Consider the following 15,472-nt stretch of genomic DNA (forward strand, 5'->3'; position numbering starts at 1 on the left):
TCTCGATTGGCATTGCCCATCCTTCCGCCAAGCGAATCTAGCAGAGCCCGCATTAGAATCAAAAACGCCCGGCTTGGCCGGGCGCTCTCGGTCCCCGCTTGTCGAGGGAAACTTGTCAGGCGCCGCGCATCAGGCAGCCGGCGGCGAGCACGATATAGGCGATAAGCACAATCCACACCGATGCGATCGGAATGAACGCAAGGACGCCAAGCGCGGCAAGAATGCCGATGATGGCGATGACAACGGAGATGATGAAAACAATCTGGGTAGGCGCGCTGAGATTCATGTCTGGCTCCTCCAACATGATTCGAACATCAGCATTGTAACAGGCGCGTGATCACAGACCAATCATGACACGCAACGGGTTGGCCGGATCGGCCAGCAGCTTCACCGCCAGAGCCACGCAGACGATGACCAGCAGCGGCTTGATCAGCTTGGCGCCGATGCGCATGGCCAAGCTCGCGCCGACGCGGGCGCCGATGAACTGGGCGACGCCCATCATCAGGCCAATCTTCCACGAGATGACGCCGACAGCGGCAAAGATGATGAAGCCGCCGATGTTGGAGGCGAAATTGAGCAGTTTGGTGTGCGCCGTTGCCTTGAGCACGCCGTAGCCGGCGAGCGTCACGAAGGCCAGCATGTAGAAGGAACCGGCGCCCGGCCCGAATACGCCATCATAGAAGCCGATGGCCGGCACCACGGTCACGCCGAACAGGAAGGGCGACAGGCGCTCGGCCCGGTCGACATCGTTCATATTGGGCTTGAGCGCGAAGTAGAGCGCAATGGCAATCAGCACCAGCGGCAGGGCGGCGCGTAGAAGGTCGCCGGGCACGACCGTGGCCAGCAGTGCGCCGATGGCGCCGCCGGCGAGGGCAAGCAGCGCCGATGGCAACTGCCGGCGCAGGTCGACATGGCCTTTCGAGGCGTAGTGGATCGTCGCCGACCCGGAGCCGAACATGCCTTGCAGCTTGTTGGTTCCAAGCGCCTCGACCGGCGAAAAACCGGCGAGCAGCAGCGCCGGAATGGTGATCAGCCCGCCGCCGCCGGCAATCGAATCGACAAAGCCCGCGGCAAAGGCGGCGAAAGCGAGCATGGCGATGGTCTGGGCGGTGAGGTCGATCATCTGATATGTCGAGATGTCCGTCGGCTGCAGCGCGCGTTCGACCACGGCCACCCCGTTTGCGCAAGGCCGATTCCGCGCTAATTCTGTTGACGAGGAATCGGAAAGGGGCCGTTCATGGCATTCGCATTGCTGGACCAGATACGCTCGATCTTCGACGGCGACCCGGGCGTACGAAAGGTCGCGGACGATCCCGTCCTGTCGGCGGAACTGCTGATGCTGTTCCGGATGATCCTGGCCGATGGCACGGTGAGCGAGAGCGAGATGATCGCCTTCCGGCGCATCTGCAAGGATGCTTTCGGCATTCCGGAAACCAGCATCGACGCGGTCATCGAATATCTCAACGAATTCGGCTACGAGACCAACGGCTCGCAGGCGATCGCGCTGTTTCGCGACCTCGACGTCGGGCGGCGCAAGCAATTGGCGCAGCACATGGCGGAAATCGCCAAGGCGGATTCGCAACTGGCCGAGACCGAGGTGCGCCTGTTGCGCCGCACGCTCGATTTGCTCGACATCAGCCCGGTCGATGTGGTGAAGCCGGAAGAGTAGCGGGCGGATCGGCAACTCACCCTTGTTCCTGCATCCGTTTCGCGATCGCCCGGCGCAGATCCGGCGCCGCAGCGACAAGCGCCTTGGCCGCCTCTGATTGTGGCTGATCGAGCAGTTCGCTCGTCCTGCCGCGCTCGACGATCTTGCCGTCATGCATGACAAGCACCTCATCCGTGATGGCGCGGGCGACGGCCAGGTCATGGGTGATGAAGAGATAGGCGATGCCGAGTTTCTGGTTGAGTCCGGCGAAGAGGTCCAGGATCTGTGCACGGATCGAGACATCGAGTGCCGAGACCGGCTCGTCGGCGACGACAAGCTTGGGGCGCGTGATGATGGCGCGGGCGATCGACAGGCGTTGGCGCTGGCCGCCGGAAAATTCGTGCGGATATTTGTGCATGTCGCGTTGGTCGAGGCCGACCTCGTGCAGCGCATGCGCCACCATCTCGCGGCGCTCGGCGCGCGTCGGTTTTTTCTCCAGGACATGCAGGGGTTCGGCGACCAGTTTTTCGACCTTCTGGCGCGGATCGAAGGAGCCGTAGGGGTCCTGGAAGACAACCTGCATATCGCGCCTGGCCGGCTTCAGCTCGGCCTCGCTCCTGCCGGTGATGGGTTCGCCGCGAAAGCGGATCACGCCCGAACTCGGCCGGTCCAACGCCAGGATCATGCGGGCAAGGGTCGACTTGCCGCAGCCGGAGCGGCCGACCAGCGCCACCGACTGGCCCGGCGCCATCGACAGGGAGACATCGTCGACCGCACGTATGTCGGGCGCGCGCCTGAACAGTGAGATGCGGCGGCCGGGGTAGTCGCGGCTGACGCCCTCAACCTGCAGCAAGGGTTGGTCCATCCCGACACGATGAGGCTTGGCGCGCGCCGGAACATGCATCGAGGCCTGCGCCAGCTGGCGCGTATAGGGATGGAACTGTTCCGAGAGCGTACGCGCCGTGTCGCCGGCGTCCATCACCTCGCCATGGCGCAGGATGGTGATGCGGTCGGCCATCTCCGTCACGACAGCGAGATCATGCGATATCAGCAGCAGGCCCATGCGGTTCTCCGCCACGAGATCGCGCAGGAGGTCGAGGATCTGTGCCTGCAGCACCACGTCGAGCGCCGTCGTCGGCTCGTCGGCGATCAGCAGCTTCGGCTTCAGCGCGCAGGCGATGGCGATGACGACGCGCTGGCGCTGGCCGCCCGACAATTCGTGCGGATAGCGCGACAGCGGGAATTTCGCTTCGGGCAGGCCGACGCGGTCGAGCATTTTTCGCGCCCGCTCCTCGGCGTCGGCACGGCTTGCCCTGGTGTGCCAGCGTATGCCTTCGGCGACTTGTTCGCCGATCGTCTTGAGCGGATTGAGCGCCGTCATCGGCTCCTGGAAAACCATGCCGATGTCGTCGCCGCGCAAGGCACACATCTGGTCCTCGGTCGCGCCGAGAATATCGATGCCGTCGAATGTGATGCGCCCGGTGGCGCGTGCGGCATGGGGCAGGAGCCGCATCACCGTCAGCGCGATCATCGATTTGCCGGAGCCGGATTCGCCGACCAGCCCCATCACTTCGCCGGGCGCGACGGAGAGCTCCATATCTTTCAGGATCTGTGTGTCGCCGATGACCAGCGACAGATTATCGACTTCGAGCAGGCTCATCGCTGCCGCCGCGACTTCGGGTCGAGAATGTCGGCGATGCCGTCGCCCAGAAGATTCAGGCCGAGCACGGTGACGACGATCGCCATGCCGGGGAAGATCGCCATCCACGGCGCCACCACCATGCGCGTCTGGGCGTCGAACAGCATGCGGCCCCAACTCGGCATTGGGGGCTGAGCGCCGAGGCCGAGATAGGAAAGCCCAGCTTCGGCCAGGATGCCCAGCGCGAACTGGATTGTGCCCTGCACGAGGAGCAGCGTGGCGATGTTGGGCAGCACGTGTTCGATCGATATCTGCGTGCTGCTCTTGCCGGCGGCGCGCGCGGCGAGGATGAATTCGCGCGGCCAGACGGCCAGCGCGCCGGCGCGGGCGACGCGGGCGAACACCGGAATGTTGAAGATACCGATGGCTATGATCGCGTTGACGGCGCCCGGCCCGAAGATGGCTGTTATCATGATGGCCGACAGCAGCGCGGGGAACGCGAAGACGAGGTCGTTGATGCGCATCAGCGCCTCGTCGGCGAGGCCGCCGCGCGCGGCGGCGAAGGCGCCAAGCGGCACGCCGACACCCATGCCGATCCCGACGGCGACCAGCGCCACGGCGATCGAGTTGCGGGCGCCAACCATGATCATCGACAGGATATCGCGGCCGAAATGGTCGGTGCCGAACCAGTGCGCCAGCGAGGGACCTTGCGTCTTGTCCGCTATGACGAGCCTCGTCACATCGAAGGGTGTCCAGACATAGGAGACGACAGCCATCGCCAGGATCAGCACGGTGATGACGAAACCGGTAACGAAAGCGGTGTTCCCAAACGCCTTGGCCAGGATGCCGCGGAACGTCTCGTCGGGGATGTCGATGCGCAGCGTCATTGCCGGGTCCTCAGGCGGGGATCGACCACCGCATAGGAAAGGTCGACGACGAGGTTGACGGCAATGACAGCGGCGACCAGCAGCATGACGACGCTCTCGACGACGATCAGGTCGCGCTGGGTGATCGCCTGGAACACCAGCCGGCCGAGTCCGGGCAAATAGAAGACATTTTCGATGATGATGGTGCCGGCGAGCAGGAAGGCGAACTGCAGGCCAAGGATGGTCAGCACCGGGATCATGGCGTTGCGTAGCGCGTGCCGCCACAGCACGGCTCGATAGGGCAGGCCCTTGGCGCGGGCGGTGCGGATGTAATCCTCGTTGAGCACCTCGATCAGCGCCGAGCGGGTGACGCGCGCCAGGATCGCCGCTTGCGGCAAGGCAAGCGCCACCGCCGGCAACAGCAGCGATTTCAGTGCCGGCCAGGCGCCGGCGCCCCAACCAGGAAAACCACCGGCCGGGACCAGACGCAGCCAGACGGCGAAGACATAGATCAGCATCAGCGCGAACCAGAAATTGGGCACGGCAACGCCAAGCTGCGCGACGCCCATTGAAATCGTATCGCCGGCCCGTCCGCGCCGGCTGGCCGAAAACAGGCCGACCGGAATGGCGATCAAGGTGGAGAGCGCGAGCGCGATCAGCGCCAGCGGCAGCGAGACGGCCAGCCGTTCACGCACGAGATCGATGACCGGGACCGAGTAGGTATAGGAGCGGCCGAAATCGAGGGTGAGCAAGCCGCCGGCCCAGTGCAGATAGCGCAGTACGATCGGCGCGTTGAGGCCCATCTGGTTGCGCAAGAGTTCCACTTGGTCGGCACTGGCGTTCATGCCCAGCATCAGCCGCGCCGGATCGCCGGGGAGGATCTCCAGCACGGCGAACACCACCATCGAGGCAAGCACCAGCGTGGCTAAAGCGACGGCGAGGCGCTTGAGGAGGTAGGCGCTCATGGAAGGCGAGGGAGTGGCGCGCGCACCACGAACCTCACTCGCTCCACTTCACCTTGGTCAGGTCATTGGCCTGGATCGGCGCATTTTCCCACAGGCCTTGCAGCTTGGCGTCCCAGACACCGACCTTGGGCAATTCGTAGAGGAAGCCGACCACGGCGTCGTCGGCCAGGATCTTCTGCGCCTCGCCAAGCAGTTCCTTGCGCTTGGCCTCGTCGGAGGTGAGGTTGAGGTCGGCGATCACCTTGTCGAAGGTCGGATTGTCGTAGTTGAAGTAATAGTCCTTGCGCGCATAGATATCGATGTCGTTGGGCTCGGTGTGGGAGACGATGGTCAGGTCGTAATCCTTCTTGGTGAACACCTGGTCCAGCCACTGCGCCCATTCGACCGGGATGATCTCCAGGTTGATGCCGACATCGCGAAGTTGCGAGGCGATGATCTCGCCACCGAGCCGTGCATAGCTGGGCGGCGGCAGTTTCAGCGTTGCCTTGAAGCCGTTCTCCAGCCCGGCCTCCTTCAGCAGTTCCTTGGCCTTGTCGACATTGTGTGGATAGAGGCCGGTGAGGTCGACATAGTCCTTGTTCGCCGGCGACATATGCGAGCCGATCGGCAGGCCAAGGCCGGCTGAGGCGCCGTCGATGATCGCCTTGCGGTCGAGCGCGTAGGAGATCGCCTGCCTGACCTGCAGCTTGTCGAAAGGTGGCTTCTTGTTGTTGATCGAGAGGATGGTCTCGCCTTCGGTCGAACCGATCACCACCTTGAAACGCGGATCGTCCTTGACCTGTGCGAGGCTGTCGGGATCGAAGAAGGGGAAGGCCTGGATGTCGCCGGACAAAAGGGCCGGCACATAGGCCGCGGCATCGGGCACGATGCGGAACTCGACCTTGTCGAGGAACACCGGAGCGCCCCAGTAATGGCCAGATTTGACCAGCGTGATCGATGATCCCTTGGCCCAGTTCTGGAACTTGAACGGGCCGGTGCCAACCGGGTTTTCCTTGTTGGTGTCGGCGGATTTCGGCGACACCATCACCGCGTCGCCCCAGCCCATGTTGTTAAGGAAGGATCCTTGCGGGTTTTTCAGCGTGACTTTCACCGTCGCCGGATCGATGACATCGACCTTGTCGATGGCCGCGAACAGGCCCCTCTGCGCGTTGACCGAATTGTCGGCGCGGGCACGGTCGAGCGAGAATTTCACGTCATCGGCGCTGAAATCGGCGCCGTCGTGGAATTTGACGCCGGTGTGCAGCTTGAAGGTGTAGACCTTGCCGTCATCGGAAATGGTCCAGCTTTCCGCCAGATCAGGCAGCACCTCGCCATTCGGTCCGATCCGGGTCAGGCCCTCGAAGACATTGGCGTAGAGCACTTCCTTGATCGCCGCAGCGGCACCAGCGGTTGGGTCGAGATGCGGTGGTTCGAGCGGAATGCCGATGACCAGGTCGGTTCGGGCCGCAAACGCGGAGGTTCCAGCGGCCAATGCGAGAACCGCGGCGGCCAGAATGGTTTTCCACAATCTCATCGTGCAACTCCCCATGCGTTCAGGACACGTGCTCAAGCCGGGCGATAGAAGCGTGATTTCGCGTGGGAGTAAATTGCGTTTCGTGCTGCCAGGCGGGATGGCCGGGAATGTTTTTGCCGTGCCGGCCCCTCGGCGGGCCGAAGCTTATCGCGACGCAGGGTTATCCCGTGGCCGTGCCGCGCAGCAGCACGTTGAGCCCGATCGCCATCACCTTGGCCGATTCCACCATGTCCGATATGCCGACCCACTCGTCCGGCCGATGAGCGAGGTCGAGAATGCCCGGGCCATAGGCGATGCAGTCGTGGATATGTCCGATGCGGGCGATGCTTCTGGTCGTAGGTGCCGGGCGAAATGACGTAGTCGGGCTCGCGGTCGAAGATCGCATGAATGCCTTGCGCCACCGCCTTGACGACCGGCGCGTCGCGCTCGGTCATCAGCGGCAGTACTTCCATCAGATCGCGGATCTCGTAGTCGAATTTTTTGCGCTCGCGCTTCAGCCGGTCGAGAATGCCGGTCACTTCGGCTTTGACCGTGCCCAGATCCTCCTCGAGAAGGAAGCGGCGGTCGATGGTCAGACGGCAGGAATCGGGCACGTTGGGCGAGGGCAGGCCGGGGCGGAAATCCTCGGTCTGGCCGCCATGAACGGAATTGATGTTCATGGTCGAGCGCCTGGCGCCTTCCGGCACCACCGACATGCGCGTGATCTTGCGGTCGAGTGCCGGGAACAGTTCGTTCTCGAATGCCTGCAGCACCGCGCCCATATGGCGCACCGCATTGTCGCCGAGAAACGGCATCGAGCCGTGCGCGATCTCACCCTTGGTCTCGATCTCCGCCCACCAGACGCCGCGATGGCCGAGGCAGATGCGGTCCTTGTTGAGAGGCTCGGGAATGATGACGTGATCGACCCTGGGTTTCGAGAAATAGCCGAGGCCGGCCAGGTGGGCGACGCCGCCGAAACCGCCGGATTCCTCATCGACCGTTCCCGAGATCTCGATGGCGCCCGGAAAGTCCGGGAAGACTTCCAAAAAGGCTTCGACAGCGATGATGGAGGCGGCGAGGCCGCCCTTCATGTCGCAGGCGCCGCGTCCATAGACCTTGCCATCCCTGACGATGCCGGCGAACGGATCGACGGTCCAGCCGTCCCCGGCTTCGACAACGTCGATATGCGAATTGAAATGGACGCAGGCACCAGGTGACCGTCCATCAAACCGCGCAACGACATTGATGCGCGGATAGCGATCGGTGTCGCCGGGCGTGCCGTCGGCGCGGATGAACTCGGTCTCGAAGCCGCTCTTCCTTAGCCGCGCACCGATATAGTCGGCGCATGGCCCGTAGGCTTCGCCGGGTGGATTTATGGTCGGAAAGCGGATCAGGTCGGCGGTCAGCGCCACCAACTCGTCGCGCCTGATGTCGATTGCCTTGAGGAGTCGCCCGTTCATGCCGCGAGTTGAGCAGCGATCCCAGTGGTTTTGCAAGCCCGTGATCAAACCCGTGCAACGTGTCGTTGTGGCAACTATCGCGGGAAATCGTTCAAATTCACTGCTTTGGATTGGCGAATTGGTCAAAGACTGTGTGTTATCTGTTCACCGCCATTAAAAAGGTGAAAAACAACGTGATGGCGAGCAGGCAAGGGCAATCAAAGGGGTTTGATCGCATGAAAATGTCATTTCTCAAGGCAGCAGTATTGGCCGTTGCGCTGTTTGGCGCATCGGCGGCAAGTCAGGCGGCCACATTGGTGGCGAACATCGACGTGTCGTCGCAGACGATGACGGTTCGTTATGGCGATTCTGTCTATCGGTGGGCCGTCTCGACCGCCCGTCCGGGCTATTTCACGCCGCGCGGCACCTACCGGCCGCAGCGCACGGCGCGGATGTGGTATTCGCGCAAATACGACATGTCGCCGATGCCGTACTCGGTGTTCTTCCGTGGCGGCTATGCCATCCATGGAACGGGCGCCGTCAGGCAGCTCGGCCGTCCGGCTTCGCATGGCTGCGTAAGGCTGCATACGGCCAACGCCGCGGCCTTCTATTCGATGGTCCGCGAAGTGGGCTTCGGCAATACGCGCATTGTCGTTACCAATTAGGCAATTGGCGATTTGTTGATACAGGCTTTGTTTGCCGGCGGAGGAACTCACGTTCCCGCCAGCGGCTTGCTCATGTGTTTGAGACGGGAGCCGGCTTGGTGCGGTTTTTCCGCCGCCACTTGCTGATCTCCCACCTTTTGTGGAACCACATCCATTGGCCTGGATTCTCTCGGACCCAGCGTTCGACGACGTCGTTCAGCATCTGGGTGGTGGCGTGGACATCGACGCTGCCGTCGGCGGTGCGCGGCAGCACCAACTTGTCCTCGATCTCGAGCCGGAAGCGGTTGCCCGGTAACCTGATACAACGCGCCGGATAGACGTCGCAGTCATAGTGGCGGGCAAGGGTGCCGAGCACGCGGTTGCTCTGGCACGGACGGCCGAAGAAGGTCGTGTCCAGGCCGTTGGAGAATTTCTGGTCGACGAGGACGCCGATATTGCCGCCATTCTCCAACACCCCCGCCAGCGCGAACGAGGCACCGGCCATCGAAGGCAGCAAGCCTCCCATGGTCGATCGCCTTGTCGAAAGGATGTAGTCGGCGAGGTAGGGGTTGTTGGGCGGCCGAAACAGCGCCGTGATGTTCATGCCGAAGGTCGCGGCCGCCACCGGCAGCAGCTCGAAATTGCCGAGATGGCCGGTGAAGACGATGTGCGGCTGCTTCTCGGCCGCGATCTCCACGAAATGCTCTGTTCCCTTGACCTCGATACGGCCGGGCTTTCCGGCCGCTGGGTCATAGTCGAACAGGGCATCGAGGAAGATGTATTCGGCGGCAAGGCGGGCCATGTTGCCCCACATGTCGGAGGCGATGGCCCGGATTTCGTCCTCGCTCTTTTCCGGATAGGCCTTGCGCAGATTGTCGAGGGCGACCTGGTGGCGCCCGACCCTTGGACCGATGAGTCGTGCGGTGCGGTCGGCAAAATTCAGCGCGCTGTCGACCGGCAGCAGGCGCAGCAGCGACATGATGACCATCGCGAGACGCGCAACAAACCAGTAATTCACCTGGCGCAATTGTCTGCCATAGCGGAATTTCAGATCGCGGCGAAGCTTCTTGAGCACGGAAATCGAGGCTCTAGAGCATGATGCCGAAAAGTGTGAAGCGGTTTTCGGATGACATCATGCTCTATTCCTTGATTTAGAGGCGGATTCAGATTTCAGGTCGATTCGACCTGAAATCATCCGACTCTAGGCGACGCGCAGGATGATCTTGCCGAAAACGTCGCGGCCTTCCATGCGCTTCAGCGCGGCATCGATATCGTCGAAGCCGACCTCGGTGTCGATCACCGGAGCGACCTGTCCAGCGGCCATCTTCTGCATGGCGTTGGCCATGTTCTCCATCCGGCAACCGAAGGATCCGAGCAGTTTCAACTGCTGCTGGAAGAGCTGCATCAGGTTGATCTGAGTCGACACGCCGGAGGTCGAACCGCAGGTCACAAGGCGACCGCCGCGCTTCAGGCACAGCATCGAACCGGCAAAGGTGTCGGTGCCGACATGCTCGAACACCACGTCGACGCCTTTCTTCTTCGTCAGCTTGCGGACGACGCCCTCGAAACGATCGTCGCGGTAGTTGATGACATGGTCGGCGCCGAGCGCCTTGGCCTTGTCGATCTTGTCGTTCGAGCCGACCGTGGTGATGATCGTGCAGCCCATCCGCTTGGCCAGCTGGATGGCCGCCGAGCCGATGCCGGATCCGCCGGCATGGACGAGGATCGTCTCACCGGGCTGCAGCTTGGCATTGTCGAACAGCATGTGCTCGACGGTGCCGAAGGTAACGGGCGCCACGGCGGCCCCGATATCGGTCACACCGGGCGGGGCGGGGACCAGCAGGCGCGCCGGCAGGTTGATCTTCTCCTGCGCGAAACCGTCGAGATGGAAGCCGTGAACGCCCGAAACATGCTCGCACAGATTGTCGCGGCCTTCGCGGCAGGCACGACAGAGGCCGCAGGTGCGCGCGCCGTAGATCGATACCAATTGTCCGGGCAGCAGGCTGGAAACGCCGGGACCGACCGCCTCTACCTCGCCGGAGGCCTCGGCGCCGACGACCAGCGGCAGCTTGCGCTTGGCGAAGGCCATGCCGCGCCAGCCCCAGACGTCGATGTGGTTCAGCGCCACCGCCTTGATGCGCAGCGTCACTTCGCCAAGCGCGGGAGGCGGCGGGGGTGGCAGGTCCACCGTTTCAAGGCGGCGGTCCTCGATAAGTTGCAGTGCGCGCATGGAGCCTGTCGGTTCTGTTAAGCGGAAAGGGCTCGCTTAGACCGGTTCCCGCGCCATGACAAGGCAAGTGTTCTGGCCGCCAAAGCCGAAGGAGTTCGACAGAACGGAGCGAACCTGCGCATCGCGCTTCTTGTTCGGCACGACATCGAGCACGATCGCCGGATCGGGATTGTCGTAGTTGATGGTCGGCGGAATGACGCCTTCGCGCATGGTCATCAGGGAAAACGCCGCTTCGACCGCGCCCGCCGCCGACAGCGTGTGGCCGATCATCGACTTGTTGGACGAGATCGGCATAGAGCCGATGCGCTCGCCAAACACCGTCGACAGCGACAGGTGCTCCATCTTGTCGTTTTCCGGCGTCGAGGTGCCGTGTGCGTTGACATAGTCGATCTCGTCTTCGCCGAGACCCGCATCCGCAAGTGCGGCCCGGACAGCGGCAATCGCCGGCGATCCATCCGGCTTGGAGCGCGTGCGATGGAAATCGTCGGCCTTTTCGCCACAGCCGCTGAGGATGCCGAGAACGGCGGCCCCACGGGCAAGCGCCGCCTCCAGCGATTCCAGCACCAGAGCGCCGGATCCCTCGGCCAACACGAAGCCGTCACGGTCCTTGGAAAACGGCTTGGAAGCCTTTTCCGGATTGTCGTTGTGGGTGGAGAGAGCCGACAGCAGCGAGAAGCGGATCAGCGCCTCGGCGGTCGCCGAGCCGTCGGCGCCGATCGACAGCGCCCGGTCGCATTCGCCACGGCGGATCGCCTCGACGCCGAGCTGGATGGCGGTGGCGCCCGAGGCGCAAGCCGTCGAGAGCGTGATCGGCAGGCCACGCGTGCCGAACCGGTCGGCGAGCCGGTCGGCGATTGAGCCGAACTGGGTGGTTTCGAAGAGATCGAGTTCCTTCAGGCCGCGCGCCACGCGCAGCAGCCTTTCGGCGCCGGAATCCTGCTTGTCGGAATTGTAGAGCGAAAAGCGGTCGTGCCAGTCGAGTTCGACCGGCGGCGAGGCGAGGAAGAGAGGGCCGCCGAAATCGCCGGAATTCAGGCCGGCTTCGCCAACAGCCTCCTGCGCCGCGGTTTCCGCCAGTTCATAGGTGAGGAGGCTTGCTCCCTTGGAGCTCGACGGCAGAAAATCGACCATGCCGGAGATCCGTGTGTTGAGGTGATCGACCGGAAAGCGGGTGATCGGGTGGATGCCCGACTTGCCCGAGGTCAGCGCGGCCCAATTGTCTGATTTGCCGACGCCGAGCGAGGTCACCACACCGATACCGGTGACGGCAACGACGGGCCTGCCCATGTGATCTCTGAAATTGGCCATCGGGAGCCCTCTTATCTCTGCAGTGCGTTCGCCAAACGCCGCCTCAAGCGGCGTTGACCAGCGCCACGCCCTCGAATTGGTGATAGCCGATCGCCGTTGCAAGGACGCTCGCGGGAATGCCTTCGAATGGCTTTTCGGCAGTGGCGTCAAAGACAGGGTAGGCGGCCTTGCGGTCGACCGCCAGTGCCGCCAGCGCCACGGCGAAGGGAAACTGCGCTTCCTTCATGTGCCCGGTCAACGTTGCAAAACCGCGCGCCGATATCGCCGGATTGGCGTCGAGCGCCGCCTTTTCGGCTGATGTTGCCGCATGCGCGCCCGATGCTCCCGACATGGCGAGCAGCTTGCCGTTCAGCGGCAGCGCCTGTTTGAGCAGGAGAGCGATCTCGGCGTCGAGTTCTCCGCGCGCGCGCCTGGCGCGGCCGGAGACGACGGGGCCGAGTTCAGCGTAGATCTTGCGTCCGCGGCTTGCCGCGTGTTCGCGCTGCTCAAGCACCAGGAAGGCACCGCCGGAACCTGAGACCACGCCGCCGCCCTCGGCGCCCTGCCTTTGCCAGACGGGCTTCCACGGGCTGCGATGCAGGTAACCGGCCAGCTCGTAGCCGAGCAGCATGTCGGAATGTTCCGTCTGGAAGGCGCCGCCGACCAGGATGTGCGTCGACTGGCCGGAGCGAATGCGCGCGGCTGCCGTCTCGACGGCGGCGACGCCAGCGCCTTCCTCGCCCATGAAGGTCCTGGACGAGCCGGTCACCTTGTGGACGATGGAGATGTTGCCGGCGAGCAGATTGGAAAGCTGCGCCAGGAAAAGCGTCGGTCGCAATTCGGTGGTCAGCTTCTCGTTGAGCAGCACGTCGCGGTCGTTGCGGTTTTCCGAAGCGGCTAGAATGTCGGCGTCGACCGCTTCGTCGCGCTCGCCGCCGCCGGCCGCCACAACCATGTCCATGGTGGTGCAGAGTTCGTCATTGCCCTTGATGCCGGCGTCGTCGAGCGCGAGGCCCGCCGCATAGGTGCCGAGCCTCTGCCATGTCTCCATCTGCCGCTGATCGCCGCGCTTGGCGATCTGCAGGTTCCAGTCGATCTCGGGCAGTGGATGAACCGTGTAGGGCGCGAAGCGCCCGGCCTCGAGCACCGGCTCCCGGCCCGGTTGCGCCAGCTTTTGCCAATGGGCGTCAGGACCTTCCCCCAGCGAGGAAACAAGGCCGATACCTGTGATGACGACGTCGTGGGGGCTGCTCATGAGCGGCTTTGTGGGTCAGGTGACGGAGCGCGTCAAGTCACGCGCCCTGATGACCTCAGGCGGTCTTGGCGGCAACCAGCGCGTCGATCTTGGCGCACAGGTTCTTCATGACGAAGTAATCGTCGGTCGAAGCCTTGCCGTCATTGACTTCCTGGGTCCACTTTTCCAGCGGCACCTTGATGCCGAATTCCTTGTCGATGGCGAACACGATGTCCAGGAAGTCGAGGCTGTCGATGCCGAGATCGTCAATGGTGTGGCTCTCGGGCGTGATGGTGTCGATATCGATCTCGCTGGTGTCGGCAATGATCTTGGCGACTTTGTCGAACGTTGTAGACAAGGGGCTTTTCCTTCTTTGCGGGCGGAATCTGTCCGCATTCGTTTGGGCGCTGTCTAATCGGTTTTTCCCGGCAGGAAAAGGCCTGTTAAGCCGGGCGCAGATGGGTAGGATGCCCAGGAAACGCAAGAAGGGCCGCCGGTCGACCCGGCGGCCCTTCCGTTGACGCTACGTAAGCTCAGCTGTCGCGGAGCTTGACAAGGTCGTTCAGCAGCCCGACCGTTCCGTTGTGGACGGTCAGCCGCTCGACCTTGCCGGCGATGGTTTCCAGAGCCTCGAGCTCCTTCAGCCGCAGCATCACCGGGTTCTCCGCCATCACCTTGGCCGTGTTGAGCAGGGAACGCGTGGCGTTCGTCTCCTCGCGGCGGCGGATGACGTTGGCCTCGGCCTGCTTTTCGGCCGAAACCACCTGGTTGAGGATCTCGCGCATCTCACCCGGCAGGATGACATCCTTGAGCGCGATATCGCTGACCTCGACCCCGATCTCGGCCATGTCGGCACGGACCTTGGCCGCCGCTTCCTCGTCGACCGTCACCTTCTTTTCGAGGATCTGGTCGAGCGTGAGCGCGCCCAGCGTCTTGCGGAACGCGTACTGCAGGGCGCGGTAGAGGGCCTCGGAGAAGTCCTTCACCGCGCTCACCGCCTTGACCGGATCGATGACCCGGTATTCGGCCGCGATATTGACGCGGATCGTGACGCGATCCCTGGTCAGCACTTCCTGCCCGGCGACATCGAGCGACTGGCGCTTGAGGTCGACGACCTTGATCTGCACCATCCGTCCGACGTTCCAGAAGCCGTGCACGCCAGCGGCAAGCGTCCGCACAAGGACACCGTCGATGAACAGCAGCCCGGCCTGGCCGTCGACAACCGGGTGAACGGACATCAATTCCGCCTTCCGAGCCTGGCCGAGCCGGCGCATGACAGCCGGATCGATGGCAAGATCGGCCGAGGTGTCGATCACCGTCACCTTCCACGGTCCGGCATCGGTCCACAGTACCAGCTTACGGTCGGGGGCCTGCACGGAATGCAGGTTGCCGTCACGCTCGATGACGGCAACTTCCGTGCGCCCGGTGCGCACGACGGTGAAATGGCGCGCGGCCACGTCCGGGAGCTTGTCGAACAACGCCTTCTCGTACGCCGAAACGAATTCCGGGCTCTTCAGATCGTGCCGGGACACCTCAAGGCTCTGGTTCCGGTTGGCGAGCCAGTGCTCACCCGGCAGCAGGACAGCCTTGATCTCTCCCTTGTAGAGAGTGAGGGCACGTTCGTTTTCCTTAACGAGGACACGCTCGCGCCCAAGAACTGTATCGAGAATAGTCATTGTCTTACTCCTGTCGGGCATGGCCCCATGCGAGGCGTCACGTCATGCGTCGATCTTCCCTTCGTTTCTCGTTTCACTTCCAATTCCAGACGCGAATGATCCGGGGACTGGTGGCATCGATGCGCGGCGGGCCTGCGGGAGCGGATCGCGGGGCAGCGAAGCGGGCGCCGGAGGCGAGCCTCCCTTGCCGGCGACACTGCGCCTTGACCATCACCGCGAGCCTGGCCGCGAGCCGATGGCATCGGACCTTTCGATACGTCCTGGCCCGAAGGCTTTCGGCCGTCCGTCACGTCTTCAGCATTCCAGTCCCCGGACCGTTTTTCAGATAACACCTGGCAGGGTGCTGGCTTAT

The 15,472-nt window shown here is 63.3% G+C and carries 14 protein-coding genes and 1 pseudogene; 2 read left to right on the forward strand and 13 right to left on the reverse strand.

What is annotated here, in order from left to right; all coding sequences use genetic code 11:
* Positions 1-115: 115 nt before the first annotated feature.
* Positions 116-286, reverse strand: a complete 171-nt coding sequence (locus FJ954_RS08535; protein WP_023769888.1) for a hypothetical protein — start codon at positions 284-286, stop codon at positions 116-118.
* A 51-nt stretch (positions 287-337) separates the two neighbouring features.
* Positions 338-1,123 carry a TSUP family transporter gene (locus FJ954_RS08540; protein ID WP_140661196.1) on the reverse strand — a complete coding sequence of 262 codons (786 nt, stop codon included), beginning with the start codon at positions 1,121-1,123 and terminating at the stop codon, positions 338-340.
* Between the two features lie 114 nt (positions 1,124-1,237).
* Here FJ954_RS08540 and FJ954_RS08545 point away from each other — a divergent pair, with 114 nt between their 5' ends.
* A complete protein-coding gene (locus tag FJ954_RS08545) occupies positions 1,238-1,669 on the forward strand; it encodes a TerB family tellurite resistance protein (RefSeq protein ID WP_015317458.1) in 432 nt (143 codons plus the stop codon).
* 16 nt (positions 1,670-1,685) lie between these two features.
* Here the strand turns inward: FJ954_RS08545 and FJ954_RS08550 are convergent, their stop codons facing one another.
* The 5 genes and pseudogenes from FJ954_RS08550 to FJ954_RS08570 all read right to left on the reverse strand — a co-directional run bounded on the left by FJ954_RS08550 (position 1,686) and on the right by FJ954_RS08570 (position 8,070).
* Positions 1,686-3,308, reverse strand: coding sequence for a dipeptide ABC transporter ATP-binding protein (locus FJ954_RS08550; RefSeq protein WP_140661071.1), 1,623 nt, complete (start codon positions 3,306-3,308; stop codon positions 1,686-1,688).
* The gene (locus FJ954_RS08555; RefSeq protein ID WP_140615978.1) at positions 3,305-4,174 is read right to left on the reverse strand and encodes an ABC transporter permease; all 870 of its coding nucleotides are present in this window, start codon (positions 4,172-4,174) and stop codon (positions 3,305-3,307) included. Before FJ954_RS08555 ends, FJ954_RS08550 begins: the two co-directional genes overlap by 4 nt.
* The gene (locus FJ954_RS08560; protein WP_140615980.1) at positions 4,171-5,118 is read right to left on the reverse strand and encodes an ABC transporter permease; all 948 of its coding nucleotides are present in this window, start codon (positions 5,116-5,118) and stop codon (positions 4,171-4,173) included. Before FJ954_RS08560 ends, FJ954_RS08555 begins: the two co-directional genes overlap by 4 nt.
* A 34-nt stretch (positions 5,119-5,152) precedes the next feature.
* On the reverse strand, positions 5,153-6,631 hold the full coding sequence (locus FJ954_RS08565) for an ABC transporter substrate-binding protein (RefSeq protein ID WP_140661072.1): 1,479 nt from the start codon (positions 6,629-6,631) through the stop codon (positions 5,153-5,155).
* Between the two features lie 160 nt (positions 6,632-6,791).
* Positions 6,792-8,070 (reverse strand): annotated as a pseudogene (locus FJ954_RS08570) (acetylornithine deacetylase/succinyl-diaminopimelate desuccinylase family protein).
* Between the two features lie 215 nt (positions 8,071-8,285).
* Here FJ954_RS08570 and FJ954_RS08575 point away from each other — a divergent pair.
* Positions 8,286-8,714, forward strand: a complete 429-nt coding sequence (locus FJ954_RS08575) for a L,D-transpeptidase (protein WP_140661073.1) — start codon at positions 8,286-8,288, stop codon at positions 8,712-8,714.
* A 70-nt stretch (positions 8,715-8,784) separates the two neighbouring features.
* Here the strand turns inward: FJ954_RS08575 and FJ954_RS08580 are convergent, their stop codons facing one another.
* The 6 genes from FJ954_RS08580 to FJ954_RS08605 all read right to left on the reverse strand — a co-directional run bounded on the left by FJ954_RS08580 (position 8,785) and on the right by FJ954_RS08605 (position 15,120).
* Complete coding sequence (locus tag FJ954_RS08580) at positions 8,785-9,768, reverse strand: lipid A biosynthesis lauroyl acyltransferase (protein WP_181177778.1); 984 nt, start codon at positions 9,766-9,768, stop codon at positions 8,785-8,787.
* Between the two features lie 126 nt (positions 9,769-9,894).
* Positions 9,895-10,923, reverse strand: a complete 1,029-nt coding sequence (locus tag FJ954_RS08585) for a zinc-binding dehydrogenase (RefSeq protein ID WP_140661075.1) — start codon at positions 10,921-10,923, stop codon at positions 9,895-9,897.
* A 36-nt stretch (positions 10,924-10,959) separates the two neighbouring features.
* Entirely contained in the window at positions 10,960-12,231 is a 1,272-nt protein-coding gene (locus tag FJ954_RS08590) for a beta-ketoacyl-ACP synthase (RefSeq protein WP_140661076.1), read from the reverse strand.
* Between the two features lie 43 nt (positions 12,232-12,274).
* Positions 12,275-13,465: a beta-ketoacyl-ACP synthase gene (locus FJ954_RS08595; protein WP_140661077.1), complete on the reverse strand. Its 1,191-nt coding sequence runs from the start codon at positions 13,463-13,465 to the stop codon at positions 12,275-12,277.
* A 55-nt stretch (positions 13,466-13,520) separates the two neighbouring features.
* Positions 13,521-13,802 carry an acyl carrier protein gene (locus FJ954_RS08600; RefSeq protein WP_010909964.1) on the reverse strand — a complete coding sequence of 94 codons (282 nt, stop codon included), beginning with the start codon at positions 13,800-13,802 and terminating at the stop codon, positions 13,521-13,523.
* A 175-nt stretch (positions 13,803-13,977) separates the two neighbouring features.
* Positions 13,978-15,120, reverse strand: a complete 1,143-nt coding sequence (locus FJ954_RS08605; protein ID WP_181171095.1) for a slipin family protein — start codon at positions 15,118-15,120, stop codon at positions 13,978-13,980.
* Between the last annotated feature and the right edge of the window lie 352 nt (positions 15,121-15,472).

Source organism: Mesorhizobium sp. B2-3-15 (assembly GCF_006442875.1).
Classification (GTDB): Bacteria; Pseudomonadota; Alphaproteobacteria; order Rhizobiales; family Rhizobiaceae; genus Mesorhizobium; species Mesorhizobium australicum.

Coding starts and splice junctions, on each gene's coding strand:
- FJ954_RS08555 (WP_140615978.1), bottom strand. CDS start 4,174: ATGACGCTGCGCATCGACATCCCCGACGAGACGTTCCGCGGCATCCTG.
- FJ954_RS08545 (WP_015317458.1), top strand. CDS start 1,238: ATGGCATTCGCATTGCTGGACCAGATACGCTCGATCTTCGACGGCGAC.
- FJ954_RS08560 (WP_140615980.1), bottom strand. CDS start 5,118: ATGAGCGCCTACCTCCTCAAGCGCCTCGCCGTCGCTTTAGCCACGCTG.
- FJ954_RS08540 (WP_140661196.1), bottom strand. CDS start 1,123: ATGATCGACCTCACCGCCCAGACCATCGCCATGCTCGCTTTCGCCGCC.
- FJ954_RS08535 (WP_023769888.1), bottom strand. CDS start 286: ATGAATCTCAGCGCGCCTACCCAGATTGTTTTCATCATCTCCGTTGTC.
- FJ954_RS08565 (WP_140661072.1), bottom strand. CDS start 6,631: ATGAGATTGTGGAAAACCATTCTGGCCGCCGCGGTTCTCGCATTGGCC.
- FJ954_RS08550 (WP_140661071.1), bottom strand. CDS start 3,308: ATGAGCCTGCTCGAAGTCGATAATCTGTCGCTGGTCATCGGCGACACA.
- FJ954_RS08575 (WP_140661073.1), top strand. CDS start 8,286: ATGAAAATGTCATTTCTCAAGGCAGCAGTATTGGCCGTTGCGCTGTTT.
- FJ954_RS08605 (WP_181171095.1), bottom strand. CDS start 15,120: ATGACTATTCTCGATACAGTTCTTGGGCGCGAGCGTGTCCTCGTTAAG.
- FJ954_RS08595 (WP_140661077.1), bottom strand. CDS start 13,465: ATGAGCAGCCCCCACGACGTCGTCATCACAGGTATCGGCCTTGTTTCC.
- FJ954_RS08590 (WP_140661076.1), bottom strand. CDS start 12,231: ATGGCCAATTTCAGAGATCACATGGGCAGGCCCGTCGTTGCCGTCACC.
- FJ954_RS08585 (WP_140661075.1), bottom strand. CDS start 10,923: ATGCGCGCACTGCAACTTATCGAGGACCGCCGCCTTGAAACGGTGGAC.